The organism is Methylobacterium mesophilicum (assembly GCF_036441335.1).
In the GTDB taxonomy this organism is placed as follows: Bacteria; Pseudomonadota; Alphaproteobacteria; order Rhizobiales; family Beijerinckiaceae; genus Methylobacterium; species Methylobacterium mesophilicum_B.
The window spans coordinates 948,393-960,923 of record NZ_MLBW01000034.1; the positions used below are offsets into that span (position 1 = coordinate 948,393).

The 12,531-nt window shown below is 71.1% G+C and carries 16 protein-coding genes; 10 read left to right on the forward strand and 6 right to left on the reverse strand.

Annotated elements, in window-relative coordinates; translation table 11 throughout:
• Positions 1–53: 53 nt before the first annotated feature.
• The 8 genes from MMR14E_RS25185 to MMR14E_RS25220 all read left to right on the forward strand — a co-directional run bounded on the left by MMR14E_RS25185 (position 54) and on the right by MMR14E_RS25220 (position 5,407).
• Positions 54–2,057 (forward strand): acetyl/propionyl/methylcrotonyl-CoA carboxylase subunit alpha, encoded by a 2,004-nt coding sequence (locus MMR14E_RS25185; protein WP_331318050.1) that lies wholly within the window; start codon positions 54–56, stop codon positions 2,055–2,057.
• A gap of 28 nt (positions 2,058–2,085) precedes the next feature.
• Positions 2,086–2,316 (forward strand): hypothetical protein, encoded by a 231-nt coding sequence (locus tag MMR14E_RS25190; RefSeq protein WP_331318052.1) that lies wholly within the window; start codon positions 2,086–2,088, stop codon positions 2,314–2,316.
• Entirely contained in the window at positions 2,313–2,435 is a 123-nt protein-coding gene (locus tag MMR14E_RS25195; protein WP_331299137.1) for a hypothetical protein, read from the forward strand. Before MMR14E_RS25190 ends, MMR14E_RS25195 begins: the two co-directional genes overlap by 4 nt.
• A 31-nt stretch (positions 2,436–2,466) precedes the next feature.
• Complete coding sequence (locus MMR14E_RS25200; protein WP_331318053.1) at positions 2,467–2,898, forward strand: gamma-glutamylcyclotransferase family protein; 432 nt, start codon at positions 2,467–2,469, stop codon at positions 2,896–2,898.
• A gap of 146 nt (positions 2,899–3,044) precedes the next feature.
• Positions 3,045–3,893 (forward strand): formate/nitrite transporter family protein, encoded by an 849-nt coding sequence (locus MMR14E_RS25205; protein ID WP_331318054.1) that lies wholly within the window; start codon positions 3,045–3,047, stop codon positions 3,891–3,893.
• 56 nt (positions 3,894–3,949) lie between these two features.
• A complete protein-coding gene (locus MMR14E_RS25210) occupies positions 3,950–4,234 on the forward strand; it encodes an acylphosphatase (RefSeq protein WP_331318055.1) in 285 nt (94 codons plus the stop codon).
• 79 nt (positions 4,235–4,313) lie between these two features.
• Complete coding sequence (locus MMR14E_RS25215) at positions 4,314–5,087, forward strand: DUF599 domain-containing protein (RefSeq protein WP_331318056.1); 774 nt, start codon at positions 4,314–4,316, stop codon at positions 5,085–5,087.
• Entirely contained in the window at positions 5,084–5,407 is a 324-nt protein-coding gene (locus tag MMR14E_RS25220) for a DUF3253 domain-containing protein (protein WP_331318058.1), read from the forward strand. The genes MMR14E_RS25215 and MMR14E_RS25220 overlap by 4 nt, the downstream gene beginning before the upstream one ends.
• On the opposite strand, the gene MMR14E_RS25225 is transcribed toward MMR14E_RS25220, so the two are convergent.
• The 5 genes from MMR14E_RS25225 to epmA form a co-directional block, all read right to left on the reverse strand.
• On the reverse strand, positions 5,329–6,171 hold the full coding sequence (locus tag MMR14E_RS25225) for a YdcF family protein (RefSeq protein ID WP_331318059.1): 843 nt from the start codon (positions 6,169–6,171) through the stop codon (positions 5,329–5,331). The two genes, MMR14E_RS25220 and MMR14E_RS25225, sit on opposite strands and share 79 nt — an antisense overlap.
• Positions 6,172–6,176: 5 nt before the next feature.
• The gene (locus tag MMR14E_RS25230; RefSeq protein WP_331318060.1) at positions 6,177–6,827 is read right to left on the reverse strand and encodes a dimethylmenaquinone methyltransferase; all 651 of its coding nucleotides are present in this window, start codon (positions 6,825–6,827) and stop codon (positions 6,177–6,179) included.
• Between the two features lie 99 nt (positions 6,828–6,926).
• Positions 6,927–7,538, reverse strand: coding sequence for a glutathione S-transferase family protein (locus MMR14E_RS25235; protein WP_331318062.1), 612 nt, complete (start codon positions 7,536–7,538; stop codon positions 6,927–6,929).
• Between the two features lie 16 nt (positions 7,539–7,554).
• A complete protein-coding gene (locus tag MMR14E_RS25240; protein WP_331318063.1) occupies positions 7,555–8,598 on the reverse strand; it encodes a lysine-2,3-aminomutase-like protein in 1,044 nt (347 codons plus the stop codon).
• Positions 8,595–9,650, reverse strand: a complete 1,056-nt coding sequence (gene epmA / locus MMR14E_RS25245; RefSeq protein ID WP_331318065.1) for an EF-P lysine aminoacylase EpmA — start codon at positions 9,648–9,650, stop codon at positions 8,595–8,597. Before epmA ends, MMR14E_RS25240 begins: the two co-directional genes overlap by 4 nt.
• 191 nt (positions 9,651–9,841) lie before the next feature.
• On the opposite strand from epmA, the gene efp reads away from it, so the two are divergent.
• Complete coding sequence (efp, locus tag MMR14E_RS25250; protein WP_331318654.1) at positions 9,842–10,465, forward strand: elongation factor P; 624 nt, start codon at positions 9,842–9,844, stop codon at positions 10,463–10,465.
• Positions 10,466–10,510: 45 nt separating this feature from the next.
• Here the strand turns inward: efp and MMR14E_RS25255 are convergent, their stop codons facing one another.
• Positions 10,511–11,530, reverse strand: a complete 1,020-nt coding sequence (locus tag MMR14E_RS25255) for a heparan-alpha-glucosaminide N-acetyltransferase (RefSeq protein ID WP_331318066.1) — start codon at positions 11,528–11,530, stop codon at positions 10,511–10,513.
• 350 nt (positions 11,531–11,880) lie between these two features.
• On the opposite strand from MMR14E_RS25255, the gene MMR14E_RS25260 reads away from it, so the two are divergent.
• A complete protein-coding gene (locus tag MMR14E_RS25260; protein ID WP_331318068.1) occupies positions 11,881–12,486 on the forward strand; it encodes a cold-shock protein in 606 nt (201 codons plus the stop codon).
• Positions 12,487–12,531 lie beyond the last annotated feature (45 nt).

Below are 12,531 nucleotides of genomic sequence, written 5' to 3' on the forward strand. Positions count from 1 at the left end.
GGGACAGTCAAGCCGGTGCGCAATCCGGCGATCTCGAAAGCAGTGCGCCAGCGATGTTCGACAAGATCCTGATTGCCAACCGGGGCGAGATCGCCTGCCGGGTGATCAAGACGGCCCGGAGGATGGGCATCAAGACCGTAGCGGTCTACTCGGATGCCGATCGCGACGCCGTGCACGTCGCCATGGCGGACGAGGCCGTGCATATCGGGCCCGCTGCCGCCTCCGAATCGTACCTCGTGATCGAGAAGATCGTCGAGGCCTGCAAGAGGACCGGCGCCCAGGCCGTCCATCCCGGCTACGGCTTCCTCTCCGAGCGCGAGGCCTTCCCGAAGGCGCTCGAGGCCGCCGGCATCGTGTTCATCGGCCCCAACCCGGGGGCCATCGCCGCCATGGGCGACAAGATCGAGTCGAAGAAGGCGGCGGCCGCCGCCGAGGTCTCGACCGTTCCGGGCTTCCTCGGCGTGATCGAATCACCCGAGCACGCCAGGAAGATCGCCGACGAGATCGGCTACCCGGTGATGATCAAGGCCTCCGCCGGCGGCGGCGGCAAGGGCATGCGCATCGCCTTCTCGGGCGACGAGGTGGCCGAGGGCTTCGCCCGCGCCAAGTCGGAGGCGGCCTCCTCCTTCGGCGACGACCGCGTCTTCATCGAGAAGTTCATCACCGACCCGCGCCACATCGAGATCCAGCTGATCGGCGACAAGCACGGCAACGTCGTCTACCTCGGCGAGCGCGAGTGCTCGATCCAGCGCCGTAACCAGAAAGTGATCGAGGAGGCGCCGTCGCCGCTCCTCGACAAGAAGACCCGCCGAAAGATGGGCGAGCAGGCCGTCGCGCTCGCCAAGGCGGTGAACTACGATTCGGCCGGCACGGTCGAGTTCGTCGCCGGGCAGGACAAGTCCTTCTACTTCCTGGAGATGAACACCCGTCTGCAGGTCGAGCATCCGGTCACCGAGATGATCACCGGACTCGACCTCGTCGAGCTGATGATCCGGGTCGCGGCCGGCGAGAAGCTGCCGATCACCCAGGACGACGTGAAGCTGAACGGCTGGGCGGTGGAGAGCCGCGTCTACGCCGAGGACCCGACCCGCAACTTCCTGCCCTCGATCGGCCGGCTGACCACCTACCGTCCGCCGGAGGAGGGCCAGCAGGGCACGGCGATCATCCGCAACGATACCGGCGTGGAGGAGGGCGGCGAGATCGCCATCCATTACGACCCGATGATCGCCAAACTGGTCTCCTGGGCGCCGACCCGGGCCGAGGCGATCGCCGCGCAGGGCGAGGCCCTCGACGCCTTCGCCATCGACGGCATCCGCCACAACATCCCGTTCCTCTCGGCACTGATGGCCCATCCGCGCTGGCAGGAAGGCCGCTTGTCCACAGGCTTCATCGCCGAGGAATTCCCCGAGGGCTTCACGGCGCCGGAGCCTGCCGGCCCGGTGGCGATCCGCATGATGGCGGCGGCGGCGGCGATCGACCACAAGCTCAACCAGCGCAAGCGCGGCATCTCCGGGCAGATGCGCGCGCCCGGCCTGTTCGCTTTCGAGCGGGAGCGCGTGGTGATCCTGGCGGGGCACTCCTTCCCGGTGACGGTCGAGCCGGAGGGCGAGGACATCCTCGTGACCCGCGACGACGGCACGGCGCTCACGGTGGCCAGCGCGTGGCGGCCGGGCGAGCCAGTCTGGATCGGCACGATCGGCTCGGAGCGCGTGGCGATCCAGGTGCGCAGCCTGCTCAACGGCGTGTTCCTGCAGCACGCGGGCGCGGCCGCCGAGGCCAGGGTCTACACCCGCCGCGAGGCGGAACTCGCCGCCCTGATGCCGGTGAAGGAGCAGGCGGGCTCGGGCAAGCAGGTGCTCTGCCCGATGCCCGGCCTCGTGAAGCAGATCCTCGTCACCGAGGGCCAGGAGGTGAAGAACGGCGAGCCGATCGCGGTCGTCGAGGCGATGAAGATGGAGAACGTCCTCCGCGCCGAGCGCGACGCGACGGTGGGGAAGATCCACGCCAAGGAGGGCGACAGCCTCGCCGTCGACGCGGTGATCCTGGAATTCGCCTGATCGCGGGGCGCGCGTCGCGGTCGCGGCCGTGACTGCGGTTCACAACGAGCAGACCAAGCTGCTGGCGACGGCGCTGAACAACATCGCGGTCGCGTTCGCGGTGATCGGCTTCGTCACGCCGATCACCGCCATGAGCTTCGGGATCGCGAACGCTCCGGTCCTGCGGCCGGCGACCGCCTTCTTCGCGGCGATCTGGCTTTGCGCGGCGATGGGCTTACATTGGATCGGGAGGCGCGTGCTTCGGAGCATCAGACCATGAGTTCGGGCGAGATCTTCGTGACATTCGTGATCCCCGCCATCACGCTCGCGCTCGCCTATGCGGCGATGCGGGCGAACGAGTGGTCTGTGCAGCGGGACGAGCGCGAGTCGGGTCAATAAGTCCGAAGCTCGGCCGACGAATCGTGGCTGCATGCCCTCCTATTTCGCCTACGGCGCCAACATGGACGCCGCCGCGATGGCGCTGCGCTGCCCGGCTTCGCGGCTGATCGGCGGCGGACATCTGCCGAACCACCGCTTCATCATCATGCGCGAGGGTTACGCGTCCGTCGTGCCCGATCCCCGGCGCACCGTCTGGGGTGTGCTCTGGGAACTCGCGCCCGACGACATCCCGGCCCTCGACCGCTACGAGGGCGTCGCCGGGGGCCTCTACACCAAGGCGGCGCTGCCGGTCCGCACCGGGGAGGGGGTCAAGCGCGCCCTGATCTATCGCGGATGCTCGACCGCGCCCGGCCGTCCGAGGCCGGGATACCTGGAGGCGGTCGTCGCGGCGGCGCGCGCGGCGCAGCTGCCGCCCGTCTACATCCGGGAACTCGGCACCTGGGCGCGCGGGCTGCCCGCCTGAACGCCGCGCAGTTGGTACGCGACATGCTTGCCCACGATCGAGCTGGAGGGCGAGCGGCAGCACCGCGCCCGTCCGGCCATCCGCGATTGCGCGGCGCGCCCGTCGGTCAACGACGATCGGCGTGCGCCCGCGAGGGAGAGTTGTGCATGTCGTATCTGGCGCCCGCCGATTTCGTGAAGAAGGCCGTCGATGCCGGTGAGGCGAAGGTCTTCATGGCTACCAAGGACACGTTCATCCGGGCCTACATGGCCGGCGCGATCCTGGCGCTCGCCGCCGCCTTCGCGGTGACCATCAACCAGACGACCGGACAGCCCCTGGTCGCGGCGCTGCTGTTCCCGGTCGGCTTCTCGATGCTGTACCTGCTCGGCTACGACCTGTTCACCGGCGTCTGCGTGCTCACCCCGCTCGCCCTCATCGACAAGCGCCCCGGCGTCACCGTGGCCGGCGTCGCCCGCAACTGGGTGCTGGTCTTCTTCGGCAACTTCGCGGGCGCCCTGACCACCGCGGTGATGATGTCGATCGTCTTCACCTTCGGCTTCGCCACCGAACCGAACGCGGTCGGCAAGCTCATCGCCGGCATCGGCGAGGCCCGCACCCTGGGCTACGAGAAGTACGGCGCCTCCGGCATGCTGACGCTCTTCGTGCGCGCCATGCTGTGCAACTGGATGGTCTCGACCGGCGTCATCGGCGCCATGCTGTCGACCTCGGTTCCCGGCAAGGTCATCGCCATGTGGATGCCGATCACGGTGTTCTTCTTCATGACCTTCGAACACTCGGTGGTGAACATGTTCCTGTTCCCGTCGGCGATCCTCATGGGCGGCCACCTGACGGTCATGGACTACCTGCTCTGGAACGAGATCCCGACGCTGATCGGGAACATCGTGGGCGGCATCGCCTTCACCGGCCTGATGCTCTACTCCACGCATGTCCGCACGGGCGCGACGCGGAGCCAGGCCCTGGGTTCCGGCGTCCGTCGCCCGATCGCGGCCGAGTAAGGCACCTCCGGCCCGCGCCACCCGGCGCGGGCCCCGTCAGACGAGACCGCGCCCGCATGAGTGAGACCCGGACGATCTCCGTCATCGTCACCGGTCGCGTGCAGGGCGTGTCCTACCGGGCCTGGACGCAGTTTGAGGCCCGCGCCCGCGGCCTCTCCGGCTCCGTGCGCAACCGTGACGACGGCTCGGTCGAGGCGGTCTTCAGCGGCCCGCCGGAGGCCGTGGCGGAGATGGAGGCCCTGTGCCGGTCGGGCCCGCCCGGCGCGCGCGTGGACGACGTGGCCGCGCGGGACGGCGGCGACGTGCCGACCGCCGGCGCGTTCCGGATCCTGCACGACTGAATCTGGCGACGCGGGTTCAGCGCGCGCCCGCGGGCTGATATGGCGGACCGCCCCCTCGCGTATCCGCCATCCGGAGACCATGACCGACCTGTCCGCCGGCAGCGCCGCCTTCTCGCACCTCGATCTCGCGGCGCTGCTCTACTTCATCCTCGCGTGGATCGCCTACGGCCTGTCGGTGGGCCGGCTGCGCGGCAGGATGGTCTCCCTCAGCCAGATCATGAACGGGCACCGGGCCAACTGGGCGCGCCAGGTCATCGGCCGCGACAACCGGGTGGTCGACACGCAGATCAACGCCTCGCTGCAGAACGGCACGGCCTTCTTCGCCTCGACCTCGCTCATCGCCCTGGGCTCGGTCCTCACCCTGTCGCGCTCCGGGGACGACGTCCTGAACCTATTCGCCACGCTGCCATTCGGGACGGTGGCCAACCGCCTGACCTGGGAACTGAAGGTTGCCGGGCTCGCGCTGATCTTCGTCTACGCCTTCTTCAAATTCGCCTGGGCCTACAGGCTTTTCAACTACACGGCGATCCTGCTCGGCGCGGTCCCGCACAAGGGTTCCGGCACGAGCGAGGTCGAGATGCTGCGGGCGGTGCGGCGGCTCGCTGCCATGAACGTCAGCGCCGGCCGTCACTTCGCCCGCGGACAGCGCGCGTTCTTCTTTGCGCTCGCCTATCTCGGCTGGTTCATCAGTCCCTACGTGCTGTTCGTCTCGACGACCGCGGTCGTGATCATCATGTGGCGCCGCCAATTCGCCTCGGAGATCCGCAAGGCGCTCCTGGAGGCCGGGGAGGGGCCCCACGAGGGACCGCTCGATGCCCCACTCCTGTCGCCCGCCGAGGAGGCCCGCACATGACCGACCCACGCCCCGACGACGCCGCGATCGAGGCGACGATGCTGCACCTCGTGGCCGAGCGCGGTGCCGACAAGACCGTCTGCCCGTCGGAGGTCGCCCGGGCCCTCGGCGGCCCGCACCCGGACGGCTGGGGCCCGCTGATGCAGCCCGTGCGACGGGTCGCGGTGCGGCTCGCCCATGCGGGGCGGATCGCGATCCTGCGGAAGGGGAAGCCCGTGGATCCTGACGATTTCCGTGGCATCTACCGCCTGTCGCTGCCGGCCTCCGGCGCGGGCTCGGCGCCCGCGGGATCCGGGCCCGGCAGCCAGTCCGGCGTGTAGCCGGACAGGCGATAGGCGAGGAGGCCGATCCACTCCTTCACGGCCAGGTCGAACTGGAGCAGCCCGTCCGACGCGAAGCCGTGGAAATGGGCGACGTCGCTCCAGCCGCGGGTCCGGTAATCCACCGGGAAGGCGTCCACCGTGAAGCCGGCCTGGCGGAAGCAGCCGACCGCCCGGGGCATGTGCCAGGCCGACGTCACGAGCAGCCAGCGCTCGCCGGGCTTCGGATGGACCAGGGCCGCCGAGAAGGCGGCGTTCTCGTGCGTGTTGCGGGAGCGATTCTCCAGGATCAGGCGCGTCCGCGGAACGCCGATCACGTCCGCCTGCCGGCTCACGATGTCGGCTTCGGCCATGCCGCCCGCGATGAAGCCGCTGCCGCCGGAGAAGACCAGCCGCGCCGCCGGGAAGCGCCGGGCGAGGTCGCCGAGATAGATCGGCCGTTCCCCGGCATCGTTGACGACGATCTGACGCCGCGCCTCCGAGAGGCCCGCCTCGATGCCGCCGCCCAGCACGATGATCCCGGTCGGGGCCGGGCCGTCATCCGGATAGGCCGGGAAGCGCTCCTCGAGGGGGATCAGGGCCACGTCCGAGAGGGGCGCCAGTCCGGCCGCACCGAGCAGGAGGGTGCCCAGCAGCGCCAGAACGAGACCGCTTCTCCGCCAGCGCGTCACCGCCGCGACGGCGATCCCGAGCAGGATCGCGAAGATGCAGAGATTCGACGGGGTGATCAGGAAGAAGATCACCTTCGAGGCGGGGAAGAACACGGGGCTCAGGCCGGCTTCGTCTCGGCCTCGAACCGGGCCAGCGCCGCGGCGTCCGGCGGAAGCAGGCTCGCGAGGTCGGCGCCGCGCTCGACCTCGCGCTGGATCCAGAGATCGAGGCGCTGCTGCTCCACGGCCTCGAGGGCGACGCGCTCGGCGAGCGCCGCCGGCACCGCGACGAGGCCGGTCGAATCGCCGACCAGGATATCGCCGGGATGGATGGCCGCACCGCCGCAGGCGACGCGCTCCTGCGTACCGACCAGGGCCAACGACCCGGTGGCCGCGGCCGGGCGGCACCAGGCGGGGAGCCCGACCCCGTCCGGAAGGGCCGCGTCGGTGATCAGGCCGACGGCGCCGCGCTGGGCAAGGCGCGCTGCCAGGATCGAACCGAAGGGCAGGGCGAGAGCGGACGCCGCCGCATCGATGACCACCACGGCGCCTTCGGGGACGGCCTCGATGGCCGCTGCGAGATCGCCCGCGGCATCGTCACGGGCCGGGATCATCCGGATCGTGTAGGCGGGCCCGACCACGGTCCCGCTGTCACGCGCCGAGAGACCGTGCGGGGTGCAGGCCTTGACCCCGGCCCGCGCCAGGGCGCGGGCGAGGCTCGCCGGGGTCACGGCGGAGAGCGCGTCGCGCAGGGTCGGATCGATCGCCATGGAGGGCTCCGTGAAAGGCCGGTCCCGGTCCGGGCGGCGCGGTCGGGGAAGGTGGATCGCGCGGGCGCGCCGGCAAGGCTCGGAGTGCCCGCGGGGCCGTCAGGCGACGGGCTCGCCGAGCGCCCGGGCGGCGCCCGCCCGGGCCGCGATCCGCTCGTACCAGCGATGCAGCGCCGGACGCTCGATCCGCTCGGCCGGGAGGTTCAGCCAGCGATGCGCCGCGCAGCCGAGGGCGATATCGGCGATGCTGAAGCTGTCGCCGACCGCGTAGGTCCGGTCCGCGAGGTGATGGTCCAGGATCTCCGCCATGGCCTCGCTCTTCTCGATCGAGGCGGCGATCAGGCCGCGGTCCGGTTCGGCCGCGCGGTAGAGCTGCCAGAACGCGTCGCGCATGGCCGGCGTGAAACTCGTGGCCTGCCAGTCGAGCCACTGCTCCAGGTGGGCGCGCGCCCTCGGATCCGCCGGCAGGGCCAGGGCCGGGCTCACCGCGGCCAGATAGCGGAGGATGGCGTTGGATTCCCAGAGGACGAAGCCGTCCTCCTCCAGGGTCGGGACGAGGCCGTTCGGGTTCATCGTGCGGTAGCCGGGATCGTTGACGACCCCGTGGGCGCCGCCGGCCTCGACCCGCTCGTACGGCAGGCGCGCCTCGTCGAGCCCCCACACCGCCTTCTGCACGTTCACCGAGGTGAGGCGGCCCCAAAGCCTGCGCATGGTCGAGGATTCTCCGTCACGACTTCGGCGGGTAGGGGTGGTCCTGCCCGCCCGGATCGGTCACGCGCACCCCGTCGGGGGTGTCGCGCAGGTAGCCCGGCCCGATCGGTACCTTGCCGTGACCGCCGGGAATGTCGAGCACGTAGGTCGGCTGGGCGAGACCGGAGAGGCGCCCGCGCAGGGCGCGCATCAGCGCCTGCCCCTCGCCCATCTCCGTGCGCAGGTGGGCCGTCCCGGGGGCCAGGTCCCCGTGGTGGAGGTAGTAGGGCTTGATCCGGTTCTCGACGAGGATCCGCATCAGCGCCTCGAGGGTCGCGGCGGCGTCGTTGACGCCGCGCAGGAGCACCGACTGGCTGACCAGGGGGATGCCGGCATCGACCAGCCGCGCGCAGGCGGCGCTGGCGGCGGCGGTGAATTCTCGCGGATGGTTGGCGTGGACGGCGACGAACACGGCCCGCCCGAACCGCTTGAGCGCCTGGACGAGGGCGACGGAGACGAGATCGGGCTTCACGACGGGCACGCGCGTGTGGATTCGCATGACCCGGACATGCGGGATCGCTGCGAGGCGCTCCGCGATCGCGTTGAGGCGGCGCGGTGACAGCGCGAACGGGTCACCGCCGGTGAGCACCACCTCCCAGATCCGCGGATCCCGCGCGATGTAGGCGAGGGCGGTGTCGAGCTCGGCGTCGGTGAGCGTCCCGAGCCCGTCGGGCCCGACCATCTCCCGGCGGAAGCAGAAGCGGCAGTAGACGGGGCAGACGTGGAGCGGCTTCAGCAGCACCCGGTCCGGGTAGCGGTGCACGATCCCGGTCACCGGGGCGTGGGCGGCGTCGCCGATCGGGTCGGCGCGCTCCTCCGGCGTCGCGACGGCCTCCGCGGCTCGAGGCACGAACTGGCGGCCGATCGGATCCTCGGCATCCTGCGGGTCGATCAGCTCGGCCATGTCGGGCGTCACCGAGACCGCGTAGCGCGCGAGCACGGCGCCGAGGGCTTCGGCCTCCGCCCCGGAGATCAGGCCGGCGGAGACGAGGTCGTCAGCGCTCCGAAGAACCCGGTTCATGGCCGGGTCTCCGCCACGGGTGTCCAGATCACGTCCTCGACCCGGGTGGCCCCGCAGGCCAGCATCGCCAGGCGGTCGAAACCCAGCGCGATCCCGGACGCCTCCGGCATGACGGCGAGCGCCGCGAGGAACTCGTCGTCGAGCGGGTAGCGCTCGCCGTAGACGCGCTGCTTCTCGGCCATCTCGGCCTCGAACCGGCGGCGCTGCTCCGCCGGGTCGGTCAGCTCGCCGAACGCGTTGGCCAGCTCGACGCCGCAGGCGTAGAGCTCGAAGCGCTCGGCCACGCGCGGGTCGTGCGGCGCCGGCCGGGCCAGGGCAGCCTCGCTGATCGGGTACTCGCACAGGATGGTCGGTCGGCCGAGGCCGAGATGGGGCTCGATCCGCGCGACGAGGACGCGGGAGAACAGGTCGGCCCAGGTATCGTCCGGGGCGACCCGGAGGCCGGAGGCCGCGACCGCGGCAGCCAGGGCCCCGCGGTCCGTCTCGCCGCCCGGCGCGACGCTCGCCAGGACGTCGATCCCGGCGAACCGGTCGAAGGCCTCGGCCAGGGTCAGGCGCTCCGGCTCGGCGAAGGGGTCGGTCTCCCGGTCGCGGAAGCTGAAGCGGCGGGCGCCCGCGGTCTCGGCCGCGCCCGCGAGCAGGTCGGCGCAATCCGCCATCAGCGCCGTGTAGGGCGCCGCGGCCCGGTACCACTCGAGCATCGTGAATTCGGGATGGTGCAGCGGCCCGCGCTCACGGTTGCGGAACACCCGCGCGACGCTGAACAGTCGCGTCTCACCCGCGGCCAGGAGCTTCTTGCAGGCGAATTCCGGCGAGGTGTGCAGGTAGAGCGGCGTGCGGGCGCCGCTCGCGCCGACGGCCTGCGTGGCGAAGGCCGACAGATGCGCCTCGTTGCCGGGCGAGACCTGCAGGCAGGCGGCCTCGACCTCGACGAAGTCGCGGTCCGCGAACCACGCGCGGAACGCCGCGAGGATGCGGTTGCGCAGGAGCAGCGCCGGACGCCGGTCGGCGTGGCGACCGACCGACCACCAGGGGGAGCCCGAGCCGGTCACGACCGGCCTCCGCGCGGGATCCTGATGGGCCGGCTCGGACCGGGACGCGTCGCTTTCTGGAGCACTCTCATCCTCGGCCCTGACTGGCTCCGGACCGCGGGCACGCGCGGCGGCCGACGCCGGCTGCCATCGACGGCTCGTGCCCGCCCGCTGGCAACCGCGGCGCAGATGCGATAGTGGCGGGGTCCGAGATGCAGCGCCCGCGCTTGGCGCGTGCCGACCCCCATGTCAATGCAGGACGCAATTCCGTGAAGGTGATCGCCTCAACGCTCCGCAAGGGCAACGTCGTCGAGAAGGACGGCAAGCTCTACGTGATCCTGTTCGCCGAGAACATCCACCCCGGCAAGGGCACTCCGGTGACCCAGCTCGACATGCGCCGGATCACGGACGGCGTGAAGGTGTCCGAGCGCTACCGGACGACCGAGCAGGTCGAGCGCGCCTTCGTGGAGGATCGCGAGCACACCTTCCTCTACAGCGACGGCGAGGGGTTCCACTTCATGAACCCCGAGAACTACGAGCAGATCGCGGTGCCGCAGGACGTGGTCGGCGACGCCGCCCCGTATCTCCAGGAGGGCATGGCGGTGATGCTCTCGGTCCATAACGGCGTCCCGCTGACCATCGAGCTGCCCCAGCGCGTCACGCTCGAGGTCTCCGAGACCGAGCCGGTGCTGAAGGGCCAGACCGCGTCGTCGTCCTACAAGCCGGCGACCCTGTCGAACGGCGTGCGCACCACCGTGCCGCCCCACATCGCCGCCGGCACCCGCGTCGTCGTCATGACGGCCGACGGGTCCTACGTCGAGCGCGCCAAGGACTGATCCGGTCCGCGAGGCTGCCGGACCCTGGCGGTCCGGCGCCGGCCGTCAGCGCGCGGAGCGCGCGGCGGCCTCCAGGGCGGCGTAGCAGCCCTGCGAGATCGCCTGCGCGCGCAGGCGCTCCGTCCCGCTGAAGGGGCGGCCATTTTCCCGGAACAGGTCCTCCCGGAGCAGTGCCTCCGAGGTGCAGCGGGCCGCGATGCGACAGAGCGGCGGCTCGCCGCCGGTGCGCGCGCAGATCGTCACGTAGTCGGCGCGGAACGCCCGCACTCCGGCGCGCGGATTGGCGCCGATCACCGTGACGAGACCGGTCAGCAGGGCGAGCAGCAGGGGCTGGTGGATCAGGTAGATCGCGAGGCTGTGGCGGCCCGCGAAGGTGGCGGTGCGGCCGAGCCGCGTCCGCGGCGCCCAGGCTCCCAGCCGCGAACGGGCGAGACGCGGCAACGCCAGCCGACCCAGGACGATCCCGGCCAGCACCAGTCCGAACCACGGGAAGAGCGGCACGTAATCGTTCGTCCGCGGCATGACCGAGCCGAGGCCCAGGAAGAACAGGGCCGGCGCGTCGAGGACGGGCGCGTGCACGACGTGCGGCGCGGCGAGCACGGCCGCGGCCGCGAGGGCGGTGACCGGCACCGGCAGGAATAGGAACGGCAGTCCGAGCAGGCTCGAGACGGCGATGCAGTGGAGCACGCCGAAGAACACGAAGGCGTCCGGGAACATGACCCAGGTGCCGAGGGTCACGAGGAGCGCCGCCCCGCCGATCCGCGCGAGCCGCAGGAGGGTCGGCCGGAGCCGGACGCCGCGACCGTTCATCAGCACGAGGCCGACGCCGACCAGGACCAGGAAGCTGCCGGCGATCGTCTCGGCGACGTCCCGTCCCGCCGGCGTCAGCGCGTAGTTCTCGGCAGTCAGCCGCAGATGGCCGAGATCCCAGAGCGTATGATAGCTCGCCATCGCCAGCAGGGCCGCGGCACGGGCCGCGTCGATGACCGGCAGGCGGCGCTTCGGCGAGGCGGGTGCGACCGGCGGTGCGGCGACGGGGCGGTCGAGCGTGACATCAACGGACATGATGGTGCACCCAAACCATGTCGGGACCGGCCTTTCCAGCGCGCTGCGCCGGACGCCTCGATCGGGCCTGACGCCGCTGCGCCAGCTCTCGGAAACGTGAACGCCGTCGGAACGCGCACGGGCGGACGGGGAGGGAGACTCGGGCTCAGGAAAACGCTCGGCCGCCCCGACGCTTAAACGCCAGTTTCGCCGGAGCCTGCGACCGATCGACTGTTGCGGCTCGGCCTCCTCCGGCCAAGATTGCAACTTGGCGGCACTGTTCTGCCGGCCAAATGGGCTTCCCGGATATCAGGACTTCGTTAATCTTGCCGGGAGAGCGCGCGGCGTGATTCGGTGTAGGTTGCTCGGCCATGTCTGACGAACGCGGATCCGGGCCGGAGAACCCCGAGCGGGGGATTGTCGCCCGAACCGGCGACACGGGTCAGCACGAGGATGAGGCGCTCGAGCTCGTCGAGGTGGCCGGCCGCATCAAGTGGTTCGACGTCTCCAAGGGCTTCGGGTTCATCGTGCCCGACGACGGCGCGCCCGACATCCTGCTCCACGTCACCTGCCTGCGGCGCGACGGCTATCAGGCCGCCAGCGAGGGCGCCCGGATCGTCGTGGAGGCCGTGGAGCGCCCCCGCGGCTGGCAGGCCTTCCGGGTCATCTCCCTCGATCAGGCGACGGCCGTGCACCCGTCCGAACTGCCGATGCCGCGCACGCACGTCACGGTGACACCGACCAGCGGCCTTGAGACCGCCGTTGTGAAGTGGTTCAACCGGCTCCGCGGGTTCGGTTTCCTGACCCGCGGCGACGGGACGCCGGACATCTTCGTGCACATGGAGACGCTGCGCCGCTACGGGATCGCCGAGCTGAAGCCCGGCGAGTCGGTCTTGGTCCGATACGGCGACGGCTCGAAGGGTGTGATGGCGGCGGAGGTGCGGCTGATCGACGGGGCGATGCCCGCGTCCCACTGACACCGCTCCCCGGACCGGCTTGGTGCGCCCTATCTTATTGCCCGG